This window comes from Fibrobacter sp. UWB4, from assembly GCF_002210345.1.
Lineage (GTDB): Bacteria > Fibrobacterota > Fibrobacteria > Fibrobacterales > Fibrobacteraceae > Fibrobacter.
Genome location: NZ_MWQI01000001.1, coordinates 929,018 through 948,773, shown reverse-complemented (window position 1 = coordinate 948,773; position 19,756 = coordinate 929,018). Strand labels below are relative to the sequence as shown.

The 19,756-nt window shown below is 48.0% G+C and carries 14 protein-coding genes and 1 other RNA gene; 7 read left to right on the top strand and 8 right to left on the bottom strand.

The window, feature by feature from the left end; genetic code table 11:
- The 3 genes from B7990_RS04030 to dapF form a co-directional block, all read right to left on the bottom strand.
- Entirely contained in the window at nt 1-1,515 is a 1,515-nt protein-coding gene (locus B7990_RS04030) for a sigma 54-interacting transcriptional regulator (RefSeq protein ID WP_088639725.1), read from the bottom strand.
- Between the two features lie 119 nt (nt 1,516-1,634).
- Complete coding sequence (locus tag B7990_RS04025) at nt 1,635-2,837, bottom strand: LL-diaminopimelate aminotransferase (protein WP_088639724.1); 1,203 nt, start codon at nt 2,835-2,837, stop codon at nt 1,635-1,637.
- A gap of 129 nt (nt 2,838-2,966) precedes the next feature.
- On the bottom strand, nt 2,967-3,776 hold the full coding sequence (gene dapF / locus B7990_RS04020) for a diaminopimelate epimerase (RefSeq protein ID WP_088639723.1): 810 nt from the start codon (nt 3,774-3,776) through the stop codon (nt 2,967-2,969).
- 385 nt (nt 3,777-4,161) lie between these two features.
- On the opposite strand from dapF, the gene B7990_RS04015 reads away from it, so the two are divergent.
- Nucleotides 4,162-4,533, top strand: a complete 372-nt coding sequence (locus tag B7990_RS04015) for a hypothetical protein (protein WP_088639722.1) — start codon at nt 4,162-4,164, stop codon at nt 4,531-4,533.
- Nucleotides 4,534-4,718: 185 nt separating this feature from the next.
- Nucleotides 4,719-6,686: a radical SAM protein gene (locus B7990_RS04010; protein ID WP_176407183.1), complete on the top strand. Its 1,968-nt coding sequence runs from the start codon at nt 4,719-4,721 to the stop codon at nt 6,684-6,686.
- 49 nt (nt 6,687-6,735) lie between these two features.
- On the opposite strand, the gene ssrA is transcribed toward B7990_RS04010, so the two are convergent.
- Nucleotides 6,736-7,096: a transfer-messenger RNA gene (gene ssrA, locus B7990_RS04005) on the bottom strand.
- 651 nt (nt 7,097-7,747) lie between these two features.
- Nucleotides 7,748-8,494: a glutaminyl-peptide cyclotransferase gene (locus tag B7990_RS04000; protein WP_088639720.1), complete on the bottom strand. Its 747-nt coding sequence runs from the start codon at nt 8,492-8,494 to the stop codon at nt 7,748-7,750.
- Between the two features lie 186 nt (nt 8,495-8,680).
- Here B7990_RS04000 and B7990_RS03995 point away from each other — a divergent pair, with 186 nt between their 5' ends.
- Both B7990_RS03995 and B7990_RS03990 read left to right on the top strand, forming a co-directional pair.
- Nucleotides 8,681-9,310, top strand: a complete 630-nt coding sequence (locus tag B7990_RS03995; protein ID WP_254917311.1) for a DUF4416 family protein — start codon at nt 8,681-8,683, stop codon at nt 9,308-9,310.
- Between the two features lie 92 nt (nt 9,311-9,402).
- Nucleotides 9,403-9,774, top strand: a complete 372-nt coding sequence (locus B7990_RS03990; RefSeq protein WP_088639719.1) for a DMT family protein — start codon at nt 9,403-9,405, stop codon at nt 9,772-9,774.
- A 54-nt stretch (nt 9,775-9,828) separates the two neighbouring features.
- Here B7990_RS03990 and B7990_RS03985 read toward each other — a convergent pair whose 3' ends face one another.
- The 3 genes from B7990_RS03985 to B7990_RS03975 form a co-directional block, all read right to left on the bottom strand.
- Entirely contained in the window at nt 9,829-11,466 is a 1,638-nt protein-coding gene (locus tag B7990_RS03985) for a cellulase family glycosylhydrolase (protein WP_088639718.1), read from the bottom strand.
- A 133-nt stretch (nt 11,467-11,599) separates the two neighbouring features.
- Nucleotides 11,600-12,460 carry a TIGR03915 family putative DNA repair protein gene (locus B7990_RS03980; RefSeq protein WP_088639717.1) on the bottom strand — a complete coding sequence of 287 codons (861 nt, stop codon included), beginning with the start codon at nt 12,458-12,460 and terminating at the stop codon, nt 11,600-11,602.
- A gap of 157 nt (nt 12,461-12,617) precedes the next feature.
- Entirely contained in the window at nt 12,618-13,919 is a 1,302-nt protein-coding gene (locus B7990_RS03975) for a putative DNA modification/repair radical SAM protein (protein ID WP_088639716.1), read from the bottom strand.
- A 307-nt stretch (nt 13,920-14,226) separates the two neighbouring features.
- On the opposite strand from B7990_RS03975, the gene B7990_RS03970 reads away from it, so the two are divergent.
- The 3 genes from B7990_RS03970 (at nt 14,227) to bioA (ending at nt 19,732) form a co-directional block, all read left to right on the top strand.
- Nucleotides 14,227-16,347, top strand: coding sequence for a glutamine synthetase III (locus B7990_RS03970; RefSeq protein WP_088639715.1), 2,121 nt, complete (start codon nt 14,227-14,229; stop codon nt 16,345-16,347).
- A 300-nt stretch (nt 16,348-16,647) separates the two neighbouring features.
- Nucleotides 16,648-18,318 carry a glutamine hydrolyzing CTP synthase gene (pyrG, locus tag B7990_RS03965; protein WP_088639714.1) on the top strand — a complete coding sequence of 557 codons (1,671 nt, stop codon included), beginning with the start codon at nt 16,648-16,650 and terminating at the stop codon, nt 18,316-18,318.
- 70 nt (nt 18,319-18,388) lie between these two features.
- On the top strand, nt 18,389-19,732 hold the full coding sequence (bioA, locus tag B7990_RS03960) for an adenosylmethionine--8-amino-7-oxononanoate transaminase (protein ID WP_088639713.1): 1,344 nt from the start codon (nt 18,389-18,391) through the stop codon (nt 19,730-19,732).
- Nucleotides 19,733-19,756 lie beyond the last annotated feature (24 nt).

Below are 19,756 nucleotides of genomic sequence, written 5' to 3'. Positions count from 1 at the left end.
TTATTTTGTAATCAATCCTAGTTTATTCATTCGATAATTCATCATTCGCGGAGAAATGCCAAGTTCGCGGCCCGCTGCCGAAATATTACCGTCGTTGCGCTTGATAGCTTCTGTGATCAATTCCTTTTCGTAATTGCACATCATCACGTCAAGCGGAGCGTGGTCGGTAATAATCTTTCCGGTACCCGTGCTTAAGCTAGTCTGCAATGAAGGCGGAAGATTGTAGCTATGGATGCAATCGTCTGTTGCCGTAAGCACGGCGCGTTCAATGCAGTTTTCAAGTTCACGGACGTTACCCGGCCAATGATAACTCATCAAAAGGTTAATTGCTGTTGTGGACAAGCGAACAATCTTTTTGCCGTACCTAAGATTCATCTTTTCAATGAAATGCTCGGCAAGCAAAATAATGTCGCTCTGGCGCTTTGCCAAATCCGGCATCGAAATCGGGAAAATATTCAAGCGGTAGAACAAGTCTTCGCGGAAGAGCTTCTTTTCCATGAGTTCTTCGAGGTTGCGGCTTGTGGCCGCCAAGAAACGAACATCGGAATGGAGTTCTTCGTTGCTGCCGACACGGCTGAACGTGCGTTCTTGCAAAAAGCGCAACAGCTTGACCTGAGTCTGCATCGTCAAATCGCCAATTTCATCGAGGAAGAGCGTTCCGCCATCGGCAATTTCTGCACGGCCCTTGCGCATGTTAATGGCTCCTGTGAATGCACCCTTTTCATGACCGAAAAGTTCGCTTTCCACAAGATTCTCTGGGAGGGCAGCGCAGTTGAGCGTTACAAACGGCTTGTCTTTACGAGATGAAAGCTGCACAATTGCACGAGCGATCATCTCCTTACCCGTACCGCTACCACCGCGAATAAGCACGGTCGCATCCGACGGAGCGACTTGACGCACTTGTTCGTACACAATCTGCATTTCGCGGCAGTTGCCAACAAGTTCACTCGGCTTACCGCTGAGCATGTTGCGCAGCTTCTGGTTCTCGTCTATCAAGGACTGGCGTTCCACAAGCATTGTCTGGCATTCGCTAGCGGCATCACCCGTGATGTTCGCGATGATTTCCAAAAGTGCAACATCGCGGTCCAGATCCGTCGTCACATCGACAGGACGGTCTACTGAAAGCGTTCCGATAATTTGTTCATCATGAATCAGCGGAACGCAGATAAATGCGACCTGGCTATCGTAATTGCGAGCGCCTGTGCGGTTCAAGAATCGAGAATCCTTGCGCAAGTCGGGAATCACGTGGCTGCGGCCTGTTTCTGCCACATGTCCAGTGATGCCCTCGCCCACCTGATATTGGCCTAGGCGCTTTTTCTTTTCATCAAGTCCATGCGATGCTTCAATTTTCAAGGTATTACCGAACAGCAAGGTAAACGTGCCGTTCAGCATTCCCATGTCGGTGTCCAAAATGGTAAGCACATTATCCAGGAGTTTTTCGACGTTTCTCTCATGGATGATAATTGTACTGATCTTTTGAACGACCGCGATTTCTGGACCTATTGGTTGTTTCATAATTTGTAAATATAGTTACTAGTTTTTAATTGATAGTTACTAGTTAGCAGTTGATAGTTACTAGAATATCTTAATATGAAATTTTCTAGTAACTAGGAACTCAGTACTCTTAACTCATTCTACAACTTTTCCCTAATGCGCTTGAGGGCAACTGCAGTCTGGTCTGGGTCGCCAAAAGCTGTCAGGCGGAAATAGCCTTCACCGCACGGGCCAAAACCACTACCCGGCGTACCGACGACTTCGCATGTGGCAAGCAAGCGGTCAAAGAAGTCAAACGATTTTTCGCCTTCTGGCAACTTCCACCAAATGTAAGGAGCGTGTTCGCCACCGAAAACGGTATAACCGCATTCCGTCAATTCCTTGCGGATTTTTGCTGCAGTATTCATGTAACCACTGATGACGGCCTTTGTCTGTTCCCAGCCTTCCGGAGTGTAAATAGCTTCTGCAGCGCGCTGCGTCACATAGCTTACGCCGTTGAACTTAGTGCACTGACGGCGGTTCCACATGGCACGGAGCTTTTCAAGTTCGTGCGGGACAATTGTGTATGCGCAACGAACGCCCGTGAATCCGGCGGTCTTACTGAAGCTGCGGAATTCAATGGCGCAAGTGCGAGCGCCCGGAATTTCGTAAATGGAGTGCGGGAGCTTTTCGTCGCGGATGTAGCAGTTGTATGCTCCATCGAACAAAATAATTGCTCCTGTTTCGTTGGCGTAATCCACAAACTTCTGGAGCGTTTCTCGAGTGAGCACCGTACCGGTCGGGTTGTTCGGGCTGCAAAGATAAATCAACTGGACAGGATTCTTGGGCAAGTCCGGCTGGAAGTTGTTTTCAGCTGTTGAAGCGAGGTATGTCACTTCGGAGAAATGACCATCAGCCTGCAAAGTTCCTGTACGGCCTGCCATCACGTTGCTATCGAGATACACGGGGTAAACCGGGTCCGGGATTGCGATTTTGGCATCAGCCGAGAAGAGTTCCTGGATATTTGCAACATCGCACTTGGAACCATCGCTCACGAACACGTCGTTCGGATCCATTTCAATGCCGCGCGGAGTGTATTCGCCACGGATAATGGCTTCGCGAAGGAAATCATAACCTTGTTCTGGACCGTAACCGCGGAACGTCCACTTGACCCCCATTTCGTTCACGGCCTTGTGCATGGCTTCGATTACAGCGGGGATAATCGGAGAGGTCACATCGCCAATGCCCAAGCGGATGATGTCTGCATTTTCGTGGGTGCCCTGGTATTCCTTGATTTTCTTGGCAATTGTTGAAAAAAGGTAACTGCCAGGAAGACGATCGTAATTTGTATTCAGAATATTCATAAACGTGATTTGCGCGGCTTTGCCGCAGTTAATGATTTGAATAATTCAGAATTAGGAAGTAGGAATTAGGAATTGTTTAGTTAGGCGGCTTTGCCGCGATTATCTAAATTCCGAACTCCGCATTCCTAATTAATCAACTACTCCTTTAAAGACTTCCTTCGCGGGGCCGGTCATAAAGACAGGGCCGCCTTCTTCGTGCTTGATGTGGAGCGTACCGCCATCCAGGACGACGTCAGCTTCGAGGCCAATGCGACCGGTGCGCTGGGCGGCAACAAGCGTTGCGCAGCTTCCTGTGCCACAAGCCATCGTCACGCCACAACCGCGTTCCCAGACGCGCATGCGGATCGTATTTTCGTCGATCACTTGTGCAAATTCAATGTTGCAGCGGTCAGGGAAAATCTTGTCCACTTCGAGGATGCGTCCCCAATTTTCAAGCTGGATTTTTTCGATATCGTCAACGAAAATAACGGTATGCGGATTGCCCATCGAAACCGTTACACCTGTAAAATCAAAAGTATCTGCCGTGAGCTTGATCGTTCCCAAGAAATCGCGCGGGAGGCCCATATTTACACAAACACGGCCATCCGGCAGAACGGATGGCTTTACAAGACCGCTTTTGGTGTGCAAGACAAAATTGCTATCGTCGCTAAGACCGCGACTTTGAATAAACTTCGCAACACAACGCGTGGCATTACCGCACATGGCAGCTTCGGAACCGTCTGCGTTGAAAATACGCATTTCAAACTCGTTGCTTTTTACATTTTCGTTTATCGGAGTCACGACAACTACCCCGTCAGCGCCAATGCCAAAGCGTCTATCGCAAAGTTCAATTACACGCTGTTCCAGAGCCTTGCCTGGAGTCATGTCGAATGACTCACCAGGTTCGACGAGAACGAAGTCGTTGCCGAGGCCAGTCCATTTTGAAAATTTTAAAGACATAAAATGTAATCCTTTTTACGCTATTCGCGCTCTATAGGCAAAAATCGTGCCACTTTTACATTTTCAGTAAAAAGGGCAAAATTAAGCTAAATTCGCCATTCATCCATAACAAAACATTTTTCACAAATTGAAAGCTTTTACAAAATATGTAAATTATAACAAATAGTTTTACATTTTATGTAAAGCATGGGGAAAAAGGTTCAAATCAGCATCACGCAAACAGATTTCAGGGAAAAAAGCCCCTATTTTAAGCATGAAAATGAAATTGTCTGTATATACAAAGAAAATTTTACATCTGAATTAAATTAATTTTTTCTTAAATAAACTATACTTACGTTACTGTGTTAAAAATAATACTAACACCTTCTACAGGAGAAACAAAATAATGGATAACAAAAAAGTCAATCTCAACAACAAGATTAATGTTGTTGAATCTTTAAAAACAACAGGCAAACGACTTGAAGATGTCGGTAAAAAGCCATACCTCCAAGATGGTCCATATATCAAGTCTAAACCATACATCAAGTTCTATCCTTACAAAGAAATCATCATTCCGATTCCTCGTCCATACAAGAAAATCAACCCGGTTGCAAAGGCCGAACTCAAGCAAAGCACCTCTTATATCGAATTTGAAGGTGTGCTGGAAAAAGAAACAACCTTAAAGCTTGCTGAACTTGGCTGCAAGCTTACGGAAAATAAGATTTCCTTCGAACCAGCTAATAGAGCTGCCGTCGAGAAGGTCCTCAAAATTCGCTAATCTAAATCATAGGTTAAAATAAATTGTTACTGGAATGGCGTAAAGTCATTCCAGTATTTTGAAATATTATTATGATCGAGACTCAAAACCCCATTAAATGGCTTCAGTTAAAAAATAACAGACAATTAGCAATCAATCCCAAGACTGGAGGGTGGTTACTTCTTGATGACGTCAGCAAAGACATTGTGCAAAAGATAGAATCCGGCATAGAGACGGAAGCCATATTTAATCAATGCGACGGAATTTCTCTTGAAGATATCGACAAGCTAAAATATCTTCTGCATACGCATAATCTGCTTACTTCTAAAACAGATTCAAGACAGAGCAAGTGCAGCTCCACCTGCGCATTAAAAGAATATCCGACCCTTGCTGTTTTGAAAATCACTCTAGCCTGTAACTTAAAGTGCGTATACTGCTATTCAAACGCAGGCATTGACCAGTCCTCCCACATGTCAACAGAAACAGCGCACAAAGTTGTAGACGAATACGTCCGCTTAAATCCAGGCAAGAGCATAACTGTTGTTTTACATGGTGGAGAACCGTTAATCAATTTCAAACTGATCAAGGATCTTGTTGAATATTCAAAAAAATACGATAACAAGGTGATTATATCCATTCAGACAAACGCGTCTATGGTCACCGACGAAATTGCAGAATTTATCAAGAGCAACAATATCCAAGTCGGCGTAAGTCTCGATGGACCGGCCCCATTCCAAAATACAGCGAGAGTCTTGCAAAATGGCAAAGGCTCCCTGGATCAGACATTGCGTGGGATCCGCATATTGCAAAAGCACGGGGTCCTCTTTGGCGTATTGGGCGTCATGACAAGCAATGTCGCCGAACACATTGATGAAGTTCTTGATTTTTACCTCGCCAATAACATCTACTCATTCTCATTCATTCCCCTAATGAAAGTTGGACGTGGAGGGAACGACAGCTCTCTATATGTAACAGGAGAGCAGATATTCAAAGCCTATAAAAGAATATACGAACGGGTTGTCGAAAACAACACCCACAATCAAGAAAAAATACACGAACGCACTTTGGCAGACATGGCATCCAGCTTATTTGCAAACGAAAACACGTTTATGTGTTCGCAGATTCCCTGTGGCGCAGGGAAAAACATGCTCGGTTTTTCGAACAACGGTGACATTTATATCTGCGATGATTTCATTGGCGACCCGGATTTCAAAATAGGAAACGTCCACGAAGCGCCCATCGACAAACTGCTTGCGCAAAGCCCAATTATGGCCAAAACGCTCAGCCGTTCGAGAGACAACTTTAAACGCTGCAAGGACTGCGTCTGGAAAAGGCTATGCGGTGGAGTTTGCCATTCTGTTGACCATTACGCCGGAAAAGATGGCGAACTGGAAAACGAAGTTTGCGAATTCAACAAAATGATGTTGCCATTCTTAATTGAAGAGTTTGAAAATAACCCTCAATTACCGTATCTGCTCAATTTTAATATTCCAAACGAAGATCCAAGAAACATTTTTGTCGCTTTGGACAACGGGAAAGACAAGGATTCCATAGATTTACAGACCTTCTACAGCCTTATGGACATTCACGACGTAAAGCACTACGAAAAGGTCGCAATTTACGGAAAGGATTTTGAGCAGAACAAAGATGTTATGGCAATGATCGACATACTCGATTCCAAGAAGAGCCATAGCACGGTTATATTGGAAGGTTCCAAGCTTAATTGCCCAGAATACAAGCAGTTCATCGATTCAAACGTCGATGAAATCTGGATAAAGCCGGACGTTGATGGAAAAAACATCTCAGTACAACTCGGTCAAGTAAAAGAGCTGCTGCAATATCGTATAAAACAGAATTCCAGCTCTTTAATTTCCCTCCTTTTGCCAATCAAGGAGAGTCTCTGGAACGAAGATCTCGCCCACTGGATTAAGGACAACTTGAACCCAACGGACAAGGTCCTTCTTTACGAAGATGGACATGAAGATTCAAAATCGGTTCTTGAAAAAATACGAAAATTCAATTTGAAAACATTTGTCATTGTAGAGTCTTATTCGGAAGAAACATACAATCAATGCAAAGGCATTGTCATGTTTGAAAAACAGGATATTTTCCTGATTGACAAATCCAACTTAAAAGGCGAAAAAGTCAATTTAGAAAAGGTTATCCTCTCGTAAAGGACAAATCAATATACAACAAAGGCTCACCTAAAGTGAGCCTTTGTTTTTCTGGAGGTGAGGGGAGTCGAACCCCTGTCCAAAATCACGTCCATGTACGTTCCTACAAGTGTTCCCTTCGAATTTAAGATCTCGTCTTATCCACGCCCAAGAAGGTCGGCGCGGAGTTTGACCAGCCTAGAAAATCTCGGGAGATGCCCCCAGGCATGACACTTCCCTATCCCATATTGCGTCCGGACGTACACCCCGATGGGAGCGGAATGAGGCCCGGCGTTGCCGTTAATTAGGCAGCGAGTGCGTAGTTTTCGTCAGCACTTATTTTTTTTCAGACTTTTTAACGAGTTGCCCTCGTCTGAGACCTCGACTTGCAACTAACACTTCGGTAACCCTGTCGAAACCAGAGCACCCCCTTGTGTTCTACACAAGGGTGCTCGGTTGAGACAGGCCTGTCGATTAAATGCGAGCTTGCGAGCATTTAAGCTCTTGAGAACGCATGCGTTCGAAAGACCCGAGGGGCAAAATTGCTGCGAGTAGCAGAAATTTTGGCAAACCAGAGCACCCCCGTATATTAGTGGTTGAACACAAATATAACAAACATCAGGTTAAAATGCAAAGGCATGTTCAAATTATGATCTGGTTGAGACAGGCCTGTCGACTAAATGCGAGCTTGCGAGCATTTAAGCTCTTGAGAACGCATGCGTTCGAAAGACCCGAGGGGCAAAATTGCTGCGAGTAGCAGAAATTTTGGCAAACCAGAGCACCCCCGTATATTAGTGGTTGAACACAAATATAACAAACATCAGGTTAAAATGCAAAGGCATGTTCAAATTATGATCTGGTTGAGACAGGCCTGTCGACTAAATGCGAGCTTGCGAGCATTTAAGCTCTTGAGAACGCATGCGTTCGAAAGACCCGAGGGGCAAAATTGCTGCGAGTAGCAGAAATTTTGGCAAACCAGAGCACCCCCGATTCAACACAAATATATAAAATTCCATCACACTTGGAAAGTGATGAAAAATAATGGATCCCCTCCGCTTCGCTTCGAGGATGACGAGAATCTTCTAGAACTTGACTTTATAAATCTGCGGCCAGAGCTTGCCGGTAATCCAGAAATCCTTGCCATCGTAGGCAATACCGTTCAAGACATCGACACCAGGATGGCTGTCGCGAACCGCCCCCGCCTTTTTCGAGAAGTCAATGTAGCGGAGCACTTTCCCGCTCGGCATTTCAATTTCAGCAATCAAATCCGTCTGCCAGATATTCGCATACACGACGTTTCCAACAACTTCAAGCTCATTCAACAGCTTTATCGAATAACGCCCATCACGAACCTTGACGACCCCCGTCACAGAAAAGCCTCCCGGCGAAATTTGCAGAAGTTCGTCAGAACCGTTACTCATTAAAAGCTGGTCCTGCCAAAGCGTAAGTCCCCAGCCTTCTGTCGGGATTCGAAATTCGCCCTTCATTTTAAAAGGCTTGCGCGAATAAATAAATGCCTTGTGCGATTTCCACGTGAGGTAGTAAATCTCGTCGCCAAGCACAACGGAACCTTCACCAAAATAGCGTTCCTCGATACGAGCTGAATCCAGGATTTTCCCGTCTAGTGTACGACGATACAGGCCAGACTTTCCATACTGCCCTGTCGTTTCGATCAGCTCTTTGCCATCAAACGAAAGCCCCTGCGTAAAATGAGACGTTTCGTGCGGAATCGAATCGAGAATGGTTGGTTCTACACGAGGAGCCTCGGCTTTTGCAAAAGACGAGAGAGCGAAGACGAGAGACGCACAAAGAGATACACTTCTAAACATATCGTAAAATTACTAAATTTGCGTCCTTATGGACGCCATTTAGTACGGCTCGGCCATGTCAAAACATAAATGTTTTGACGTCTACGACGTCAGTGGCTGTAACTCGAAAATGCAAAAATAAATTTTTGCGCTTTCGAGTTTTGCACACTTTTGCCGCGTCACTCGCCTTTTACTAAATTTGCGGTCATGGGTGAAATAAGAACTCCTGCCAAAGTGAAAATTATCGTTGGCATCCTAGCGAAAGACGCCAAGTCCGTAGAAACCGTCCGCGAAGTGCTCAAGTCGCGTTTCGGCGAAGAAGACCTGAACCTGGAACCGTTCCCGTTTACGTTTACCAACTACTATAAAGAAGAAATTGGCGATGCGCCGGTGCGAGCGTTCTTTAGCTACGAGAATCTCGTTGATCGCGAGACGATTGTCGATATCAAGCTTTGGACAAACGATATTGAACTTGAAATTGCAAAGGAAAACGGGACACCAGGACTGCGCCCCGTGAATCTTGATCCGGGCTACATGACGCTTGGGCAGTTCTTTTTGGCAACCACCAAGGACCAGCGCCAGCGCGTTTACATGCAGCGCGGGATTTTCGTGGAGCCGACGCTATATTTCCAGGATGGTCATTTCCACGCTTTTGACTGGACTTACCGTGACTACCAGAGCGAAAATTACATCAAGTACCTCGAAGAGGTACGCAAGCGCTTGGCGTATCAAATGACTACTGGAAGAGCGTATAGACTTAGACGAGAGAACGGCGCAAAACGCCTACAGACGAAAGACGAGAGAGAACATTTCCAAAAGGCGATTCCCCAAAAATAATGGATTCCCTCACTTCGTTCGAGGATGACTGTTTCGAGGACAACAAGACTTTAACAACTTCAAACTTCTAACTTCCTACTGTCTACTAAATTATGAAAGCTGGTATTTTTACAATTCTTCTTCTCTGCTGTTCCAACATCTTTATGACGTTCGCTTGGTACGGCAATCTTAAACTCAAGGAAATGCACATCAGCACCGACTGGCCGCTTTTCCTCGTGATTCTAGCCTCGTGGGGCATTGCGCTCCTGGAGTACAGTTTCATGATTCCAGCAAACAACATTGGAAGCCGCATCAACGGCGGGCCTTTTAGCCTGATGCAGCTGAAGATCATTCAGGAAGCAATTTCAATTACGGTGTTCACGACGATTGCAGTGACTGTATTCCATACAGAAACACTCCAGTGGAACCACATTGTGGCGTTCCTGTTCATCATCGCTGCAGTCTTTTTCGCTTTCCTGAAATAAGAAAAGGTCGCTCAGTTTTTCACTGGCGACCTAAATTTTTCATTCTGCCGAGCGTTAACCAATGTCCTTGATGACCATGATGCCGCTACGCTCGATCTTCGGATACTGGCGCATGCCTTCCCCGCCCTTGCCCTTGTCAAGAATGTCAAGCAAGGTGCCGTTCGTCGAATAGAGGTGCAGTTCCCACGGACCGTTCGGCGCATTGAAGTAGCCGGAGTTCTTTTGCACATTGCGCTGGAACGTCCTGTTCAGGCGGTCGGCAACGCTACGGGCATGAACAAGCGAAACGTCTGCGAGATTCCAGGAAATGGGCACACCGCCCATATCGAAAATCAGCACGGCATCCACGTCGGTTTCTTCCTTCATCGTGAACTTCCAGCTGAAATTCTGCCAGCTCGTGCTCAAGTCAAGAATACGGCCGTTTGCATACGGAGTGTAAGCTTCGCAGTCCTTCTTGATGTTCACGTTGAGCGTACGTGGCTTGTCTGCCCTAGCGCGCATGCTAAAGATGTACGTGACGCCCTTGTGGAGCGCGAAATGCTGCTTGAACTGGAGATTCCAGGAATCCTTGCCGCCTTTCTTGATGTCGAAATGCACGACGCCATCCTTAACGGTAACATCGCCCTTGCCACCCCAGAAGTCGGTTGTCCAGCCTGAAAGCGGATTTTCAGCATTAAATTCACCGTTTTCGATGATGTTCGCGCCTGTACCCTGAGAACCAGTCGTGAAATCTCGATTCTGAATAAAGCTCGGAATTACGCTTGTATTCTGGATTCCGAGAGGGCTATCGACAGCGACTTCCTTGCCCCAGCCGATAAGCGTGTTGTAGGAACCGTGAACCGTCATGTCCATTTCCGGACTATCGAAGTTACCCGGACCCCAGCTCCACGCAAGCCAGCCGATGTTCAGGCGTTCGCATTCCGACATGATAAACTTGTACGGAATTTCACGGACACCGCCAGCAGCCACCGGTGCAAATTCACCGACGATCAGTGGAATCTTGCGCTTGAGGGATTCTTCAAGCGTGGCCTTGATGCGGTCCTTGACGGTCTCGTAACCTGTTGCCACCGGATTGTGGCGTTCGGTCGGCCACCACATGTGAATCGAGAAAATCAGGTTGTGTTCTGGGTCGGCCTGCAAAAGCTTCGGCCCTACGTTCAACAAGTTCTTTTCGTTCTGGCCCCATTCGTCGGCGTCGATCATAATCGGTACACGTACGCCAGAGGCACGGAGCTTAGTCACGATGATATTATAGGCGTTGAAAAAATCATCGGCAGTCTGCGCCTTGTCGCCTGGTTCGTTACCGATGTTCAAAATCAGGTATTCCTGATGATTGTAAATCATCTGGAGCGTTTCTTCGCGAAGCCAGAATTCAAGAGCGTCACTCAGGCGGTCCCAGTTACCGGTCGTGTCATGAATTTCCGGGATAGGAATCATGCCATTTGCGATACAAAGCGAAATGATATTGTCGAGGTCGCTGATGCGGCCGCGAGTATTCCAAACAATTCTTACACAGTTTGCGCCAGTCTTTGCAATTTCGGGAATGGTCTTGCCTTCGCGATCTGTCCAAATAAACATGTGGTTTACACCACGAAGGACAACCTTTTCGTTGTCCTTACTGTACAGAAAAGAATCCTGAACGAAAAAGCCCGGTTTCACAGATGAGCCGTTCATGTCTTTAATTTTCTCCATAAAGTCAATTAATCCATTATAAATATACAACTAAATGTTTTTTTAGAGCCAAAATTTTTTTGCATATATAAAAAATTCAGCACTCGACCATTGACTTTTCAAGCAAAATATGTGCCACAAGACCCAGGCCTGGTCATTTAAGCCTTATGGACGCTGACGCGTTTGACTTGGCTACTTCTGACGGAAGCTGTGACGGCAAAACATTCCCGGCGGTTTTTGCCGAGTAGCTCGACAACGAGCGCTCAGGAAGATGCTTCCAATAACGTACTGGCAGGCAACGTCGAAGCAGGCGCGGGTTGAGCCGCTCCTTGATTGCCATCGTGTCGTAATAGGACTTCCACATACGCGTAAATTCATCGGGAGGCGCGTGAGCAGAAATGTAACTTGGATCAGGGACCGTTACAAAATGCGTCCGGTAATTCTCGTAATAGACGCCAAAGCCACGCTTGACATCGATAATCGCCCATGTGCCGTTCGGATAGCGACAGCGAAAATGACCGACAATCATTTCAAGAATATCATACTTGGGTTCAATCTCGGCGATGTACATGCCATCGGGAGCCTTGTTGAAGCGCACCATTCCGTACATGTTGTCCATTTCGCGACGCACGGAACGCGCAATCGTAATGAGCGGAATCATTTCAAGGCTTGATGGATTGCGGCCGTAGTTCGGGTCTAGCCCAGCAAAAAGCTTGCGCAAGTACGCGAGAATGTTCATCTCGATGTTTGCTTCTTCGGAACGGAAACAGGTTTCAAGCAAGTTCAAGACGTCTTTGCTTGCTGCATTGATAATGGCCCGCTTCAAGCGTCTGGCAGATTCTTCAGATGTTTCGACATGGAAAGGCTGCGCAAAAAGATCTGACACCGCTTCGTGTTCTGCTTCGTACGTGCGTTCGGCGACAAAGCAAGAAACATCAAGATGCTGGCGGTATATCTCGAAAACGGCACTCAAGAAGCCATCGAAAGTAGAATCGTAATGAATTGCGAGGGACATAATTTAGTTGGAAGTAGACAGTAGGACTAATGCGTAAGTCGAGTGTCGCGGCCAAGCTTGCTTGGACATGACCGAGGCTAGCATTTGGTACTTGAGCGAAGCGAGAGTACAAGTAGGCGGTAGACGGTTGAACTTTGGAGATGTTAGTCAATGGTCATTAGTTATTTGCAATAGGCAACGCATTTGCTGATGACTGTGCTTTGGCTGGTGCGTGGAGTGCGGCGGGCATGGAGTCGAACAGGTCGAGTTGATCGTTCTTGGGCTTGCCCGCAATAAGCAACGGGCGAATCATCTCGGGATAGAGCTTGTGGAGTTCTCGCGGCACGTCACTATCGTAAATGAAGTATTTCGCGCGCTTGAGCACCACCCCCATTTTCTTCAAATGTTCAAGCCTAATTTTAGAATAACGCCTGCCGCTTACAATGAGTTGCGCAGACCTCACGCCAATGCCGGGCACACGCAAAATCATCTCGTAATCAGCGGTCTGCAAATCGACCGGGAAGCATTCCGGATGGCGGAGTGCCCACATCACTTTCGGGTCTAAATCCGGGTCCAGAAATGGATTTTTCTCATCGAGAATCTCGTTGTACTCGAACTTGTAAAAACGCATGAGCCAGTCGGCTTGATAAAGCCGGTGTTCGCGTAAAAGCGGCGGTTTTGTGGTAATTACAGGCAAGCGCTTGTCCGCATTTATGGGAACATACCCCGAGAAATAAACACGCTTCATTTGCTGCTGCTTGTAAAAGCCCGCCGAGAGCGTCAAAATCTGGAAATCAGTCTCCCCCGACGCTCCGACAATCATCTGTGTACTTTGCCCCGCCGGCAAGAACTTCGGAGAATACTTGGACTTGTCCGCTTTGTATTCAAGCTTGCGTTCCGCCAAGAAATTCATTGGGCGGTAAATGGAGGCGAAATTCTTTTCGGGTGCGAGGTATTGCAGCTGCTTGTCCGAAGGAATTTCGATATTCACGCTGCTGCGGTCGGCATACAGCCCCGCCTCAAACAAAAGTCTCGAACTAGCCCCCGGAATCGCCTTCAAGTGAATGTACCCGCCAAAATGGTGCACCAGACGCAATTCCTTAGCCACTTTAATCAAAAGCTCCATCGTATAGTCAGGATTGCCTATCACGGCAGAACTCAGGAAAAGCCCTTCAATGTAATTACGGCGGTAAAACTCAAGCGTGAGGTTGATGAGTTCCTTCGGTGTAAAAGTTGCTCGCGGGATATCGTTACTGCGACGGTTCACGCAATAGGCGCAATCGTACTTGCAGGCGTTACTGAACAAAACCTTCAATAGCGAAATGCAGCGACCATCGGCGCTCCACGTGTGGCAAATGCCCGAGCTGTGCCCGCACCCCATTCCGCCTTTTGGCGAATTGCGCTTGGAACCGCTCGATGAGCATGAAACATCGTACTTGGCAGCATCACCCAGAATGTTCAGTTTATCGCGTATATCCATTTTTGCCCATTGCTTTTAACGACACACTTGTTTACTTGCCTTTTTGTTCACTAAATATAATATTAACTGCACAAAAAAGCAAGCATAAAAAGAAAAAGTATGACAACGAGGTTAAGCCACCTCCTTATTTTACATTTTCTGTATATTTACAGCCGTTTTTCCAAAATTTGGAAAACATCGTTTTTTGTAAAGAGGGATAGAAATGCGTAAATTACACATTTTACGCATAAAACCACTCAAATTACATATTGGCACACTTTTTGCAAATAGGGCAGCGAAAAACAAAAAACAATAAGGAGTTTGCCAAATGAGCAACGCATATAGATTAAAAGCAATCAAGGAAATCGCGAGCGAAGCCGCCGGCGCAAACATGGCCGCAGCCCCCGCAAACATCGACTTTTATGGTGAAGACGTATTCAACGCCGACGCCATGCGCACTTACCTGCCGAAAGACATCTGCAAAAAGCTTTTCGCAACTATCGACGATGGCGCACCGCTCGACCCGAGCATCGCTGGCGAAGTTGCACACGGCATGAAAAAGTGGGCCCTTGATCGTGGCGCTACTCACTTTACTCACTGGTTCCAGCCCCTTACCGGTTCCACCGCCGAAAAGCACGACTCTTTCTTGGAACCCGAAGGTGACAAGGCTATCCTCGCTTTCAGCGGCAAGAACCTGATCGTCGGCGAACCGGACGCTTCTTCTTTCCCGAGCGGTGGTCTCCGTTCTACTTTCGAAGCTCGTGGTTACACCGCTTGGGATCCGACTTCCCCGGCATTCATCAAGCGTCACGGCAACGGTGCAACGCTCTGCATCCCGACTGCTTTCTGTAGCTACACAGGTGAAGCACTCGACAAGAAGACTCCGCTTCTCCGTTCTATCCAGGCTTTGCAGAAATCCGCTGACCGCCTCATGGGCCTCTTCGGTGTCGCCCAGCAGAAAGTCACCGTCACGCTTGGTGCCGAACAGGAATACTTCCTCGTCGACAAGCGCTTCTACCTCCAGCGCCCGGACCTTTACCAGGCTGGCCGCACCTTGTTCGGTGCAGCTCCGGCAAAGCACCAGCAGATGGAAGACCACTACTTCGGTAGCATTCCGTCCCGCATTTTGAACTTCATGAACGATGTGGAAAAGGAACTCTGGAAGCTCGGTATTCCGGCCAAGACCCGCCACAACGAAGTCGCTCCGGCTCAGTTCGAACTTGCTCCGATGTTCGAAGAAGTAAACCTCGCTTGCGACCACAACATGCAGATTATGGAAGTCCTCCGTCAGGTTGCTGACCGCCACGGACTCGTCTGCCTCCTCCATGAAAAGCCGTTTGCCGGCATCAACGGTTCTGGTAAGCACAACAACTGGTCTGTGAACTACGGCAAGACCAACCTCTTGAACCCGGGCAAGGATCCGCACCAGAACGCCATTTTCCTCACCACGCTCTGCGCTGTGATTTACGCTGTCGATACTCACGCTGACTTGCTCCGTATGGCTGTTGCAAGTGCCGGTAACGACCACCGTCTTGGCGCAAACGAAGCTCCTCCGGCAATCATCTCCATGTACCTCGGCGACCAGCTTGCTGACGTCGTTGACCAGCTCGAAAAGGGCGATCCGAAGTCCAGCAAGCAGGCTGGCGCTCTCAAGCTCGGTTCCGACACCCTTCCGCCGCTCCCGCGTGACGCTACGGACCGCAACCGTACTTCTCCGTTCGCATTCACCGGCAACAAGTTCGAATTCCGTGCACCGGGTTCTAGCCAGAGCTGCTCTGAACCGAACGTTATCCTCAACACGATCGTTGCCGAAGCATTCGACATTATCGCCGACAAGCTTGCAAGCGTTCCTTCCGACAAGTTCCACGAAGAACTCCAGAAGCTCTTGCAGAAGATCGTGAAGGAACACAAGCGTGTTATCTTCAACGGCAACGGCTATACCGACGAATGGGTTGAAGAAGCAGCAAAGCGCGGTCTCCCGAACATTCGCACCACGATGGAAGCACTCCAGGCTCTCACCAAGAAAGAAAACGTCGCCCTCTTCGAAAAGTACGGTGTGTTCAACAAGCGCGAACTCGACTCCCGTTACGAAGTCAACATGGAAGACTACCACAAGAAGATTCACATTGAAGGCGAAATCGCACGCGATATGGCAAAGGACATCATCCTCCCGCAGGCTATTGAAGCATACTCCACCGCTCTCAAGGCAAACGAAATGGCGTTGAACCAGGGTCTCCCGGCTCTCGATTCTTACGCCAAGCCGCTTGGCGAAGGCATCAAGAAGTTGCTCGCAGCAATCGAAGTGATGGAAAAGGCTCTCGCAGGGAAGCACGAAGATATCTTGAACGGCATGCTCGACCTCCGCTTGGTCGTGGACGCTCTCGAAAAGGTTGTCCCGGACGAAAAGTGGCCGCTTCCGAAATATCGCGAGATGCTTTTCATTTATTAATGAAAAGCATCAGCCGTGCGTCGAAGGTGCACGGCTCAATGTCACTTCATTTACTAGTTGAAATGCGCGGCACTCGTAAAACGATTTAAGCACATCAAAACCGAAGACAAGATCACTCGCCGAAAGGCGGGTGATTTTTACATTAATTGTAATCAAAAACCATATTATTTACAATTTTTGTAAAATTTCAAAACAGATAATTCTTTAAATTTTTGCAAATTTCGATGTTTTTGATTTTTGGCACACCTTTTGCTTATAGCCACAAAAGAATTACAATTTGTGTAAATTAGGAAAATTAAAATGGCATTACAGCATAGATACAACGGCAAGACAAAGTTTATTATCGTCACCGGAGGCGTCATCTCCGGACTCGGCAAAGGGGTAGCAGCAGCGTCCATCGGGGCGCTGCTTTCTGCTAGAATGAAGGTGGTTCCAGTCAAATGCGATGGTTACCTGAACACGGACCCGGGCACAATGAACCCGACCGAACATGGTGAAGTTTTTGTTTTGGATGACGGTGGCGAATGCGATATGGACTTCGGCCACTACGAACGCTTTTTGAACGTGACCGCCAAGAAAGATTGGAGCCTCACGATGGGTCGCATTTTCAAGATGATTCTCGAAAAGGAACGTCGCGGCGACTATCTCGGTCATACGGTGCAGTTCATCCCGCACGTGACAGACCTTATCAAGGAACAGTTCTACAGAATTGCAAACCAGGAAAAAGCGGATGTGCTGTTGATTGAAATCGGCGGTACCGTAGGCGATCTCGAAAACCAGTTTTACATCGAAGCAGCTCGCCAGCTAAGTCACGAAGTTGGCGACCACAATGCGATTTTCGTACACCTCACCTACGTCCCGATTCCGTCTGGCGTGAACGAACAGAAATCCAAGCCCACGCAGATGTCCGTGCGTGATTTGAACAAGCTCGGCATTTACCCGGAAATCGTTATCGGTCGTTGCGAAGAATATATCAAGCCGCACCTCAAGGCAAAAATCGGCTTGTTCTGCAACTTGCCAGCTGACCACATCATCTCTGGCATTGACGTGAAGCACGTTTACGAATGCCCGCTCGTTTACGATGCCGAAGGCATTCCCGAGATTCTTTCCAAGACGCTAGGCATTTACGCCCCGCCGAAACTTGATCAATGGAGCAAGCTCGTGGACGCCCTCAAGCGCAATTCCGTGAATCCGCGCAAGACGCTTACCGTTGCCATTTGCGGCAAGTACCTCGCCCTCGAAGATTCTTACGCATCTGTTGTCGAAGCGATTACACATGCCTCCGCCCATTTGGATTTGCATGCCAACATCCGCTGGGTCGATACGGAAAAAATTGAAAATGGTACCGTTTCTGTCGAAACCGCACTCAAGGGAATCGACGCAGTCATCGTTCCAGGCGGTTTCGGTAGCCGCGGTATCGAAGGCAAGATCCAGGTCATCCGCTATGTGCGCGAAAACAAGATCCCGTTCCTCGGCATTTGTTACGGCATGCAGCTCTCCGTCGTCGAATTTGCGCGCCACGTCTGCGGCATGCAGGGCGCAGGCACAATCGAAATGGAAAGCGAAACGAACCACGTCGAAGTTCCGGTCATTGCGTTCCTCCCTGGCCAGGAACACATCAAGGATTTGGGTGCGACGATGCGCCTTGGCGGTCACGACGTTGTCATCAAGGAAGGAAGCCTTGCCGCCCAGGTTTACGGTTCTACCGCCATCCGCGAACGCTTCCGCCACCGCTACGAAGTGAATCCGCAGTACGTCGCTCAGATTGAACAGGGTGACCCGACGGGCGCAAACCAGCAAAAGCTCATTTTCTCCGGAAAAGCTGCCAACGAAGACATTATGCAGATTATGGAACTCACGGACCACCCCTACTTTATGGCCTGCCAGTTCCACCCAGAACTGAAGTCCTCGCTGATCCACCCGGCCCCGCTCTTCCTTGGACTTTTGAAGGCCGCCGACGAGAAAAAATAAAAGCGAGGCAAGCGACGTACTTGCCAGACCATAGCGCTATGGAGATTTGATTTTCTATATTGCGCACCAAATGGAAAAGCTTTTAAAATTTGATAACGAATATTTATGGCACCCTTATGCAGCGCTACATAAGGGGCCTTCTCGTTTTTTGGCGAAGGCTGCCCACGGAACAACAATTGAAACCGCCGACGGGCTGAAACTTATTGATGCCGTTTCGAGCTGGTGGTGCATGGCTCATGGGCATAACGCACCCGAAATTGTCGAAGCCATTCAGAAACAAAGCGAAAAAATGTGCCACGTGATGTTCGGCGGCTTCACGCACGAACCAGCAATTGAGCTGGGTGAAAAGCTGGTGAACTTTTTGCCTAACGGCCTGAACAAAATCTTTTTTGCCGATTCCGGGAGCATCGCTGTAGAATGCGCTGCCAAGATGGCCGTGCAATACCAGTATGCGCTCGGGAGGCCGGAGCGCTGCAAGTTGGTCGCACTCAAAGGCGGCTACCACGGCGATACCGCTGGCGCTATGGCACTTAGCGATCCCGATGGAATGCACACGCTTTTCCGTGGTATCATGCCGCACCATTATTTTGCAGAACGCCCCAATTGCAGGGCCGACGGCGTGTGGGACGATAGCGATTTTACATCGATGGAACAAATCGTCGAACAGCACAAAAACGAAATAGCCGCTGTAATTTGCGAACCGGTTTTTCAGGGCGGAAACGGCATGTGGCTTTACAATGCCCATTACCTTAAAAAGCTTCGCGAACTCTGCAACCGCTATGGCATCTTGCTTATTTTAGACGAAATCGCTTCGGGATTTTTCCGTACGGGTCCAAAATTCGCAATGATGCATACCGCCAATGACGCAAAAAGCTGTGGCGAGAACGACTATATCAAGCCTGACATCATGTGCATCGGCAAGGCTTTGACGGGTGGTTCAATAACGATGGCAGCCTGCGTCGCTTCCGAAAAAGTGGCCGAAACCATCACGAATAGCAAAATTTCGGCATTCATGCACGGGCCAACCTACATGGCAAACCCGCTTGCATGCGCAGCAGGCATCGCATCGCTTTCCCTGTTCGAGAGCCGCGATTACGCAACAAGCGTCGCCCGCATCGAAAAGCGCCTCCGTGCTAACCTTGAACCCCTCCGTTCACTCGAGAATGCAGCCGATGTCCGCGTACTGGGCGCCATCGGCGTCCTGGAACTCAAGGCGAAGCCCACTGCCGAAGACATCCAGAAGGTCATCCGCGAAACGGGCGTATGGCTCAGGCCGTTCTGCAATTACGTCTACACCATGCCTCCGCTCATTACGACAGATGCAGAACTGGACCGCATTTGCGAAGCGATTAAACTTATTGGAGAATGTAAGCCAGCGCCAGTTATTGAAGGCGATGACGAATTTCACGAGTAAAGAGATAATTCGCTGGGAATAAAA

Excerpts from the sequence above, each read along its gene's own strand:
- B7990_RS03980 (WP_088639717.1), bottom strand. The coding sequence starts at position 12,460 with ATGTCCCTCGCAATTCATTACGATTCTACTTTCGATGGCTTCTTGAGT.
- B7990_RS04000 (WP_088639720.1), bottom strand. The coding sequence starts at position 8,494 with ATGTTTAGAAGTGTATCTCTTTGTGCGTCTCTCGTCTTCGCTCTCTCG.
- B7990_RS04015 (WP_088639722.1), top strand. The coding sequence starts at position 4,162 with ATGGATAACAAAAAAGTCAATCTCAACAACAAGATTAATGTTGTTGAA.
- B7990_RS03990 (WP_088639719.1), top strand. The coding sequence starts at position 9,403 with ATGAAAGCTGGTATTTTTACAATTCTTCTTCTCTGCTGTTCCAACATC.
- bioA (WP_088639713.1), top strand. The coding sequence starts at position 18,389 with ATGGAAAAGCTTTTAAAATTTGATAACGAATATTTATGGCACCCTTAT.
- B7990_RS03995 (WP_254917311.1), top strand. The coding sequence starts at position 8,681 with ATGGGTGAAATAAGAACTCCTGCCAAAGTGAAAATTATCGTTGGCATC.
- B7990_RS03975 (WP_088639716.1), bottom strand. The coding sequence starts at position 13,919 with ATGGATATACGCGATAAACTGAACATTCTGGGTGATGCTGCCAAGTAC.
- B7990_RS03970 (WP_088639715.1), top strand. The coding sequence starts at position 14,227 with ATGAGCAACGCATATAGATTAAAAGCAATCAAGGAAATCGCGAGCGAA.
- B7990_RS04025 (WP_088639724.1), bottom strand. The coding sequence starts at position 2,837 with ATGAATATTCTGAATACAAATTACGATCGTCTTCCTGGCAGTTACCTT.
- B7990_RS04030 (WP_088639725.1), bottom strand. The coding sequence starts at position 1,515 with ATGAAACAACCAATAGGTCCAGAAATCGCGGTCGTTCAAAAGATCAGT.
- pyrG (WP_088639714.1), top strand. The coding sequence starts at position 16,648 with ATGGCATTACAGCATAGATACAACGGCAAGACAAAGTTTATTATCGTC.
- dapF (WP_088639723.1), bottom strand. The coding sequence starts at position 3,776 with ATGTCTTTAAAATTTTCAAAATGGACTGGCCTCGGCAACGACTTCGTT.
- B7990_RS03985 (WP_088639718.1), bottom strand. The coding sequence starts at position 11,466 with ATGGAGAAAATTAAAGACATGAACGGCTCATCTGTGAAACCGGGCTTT.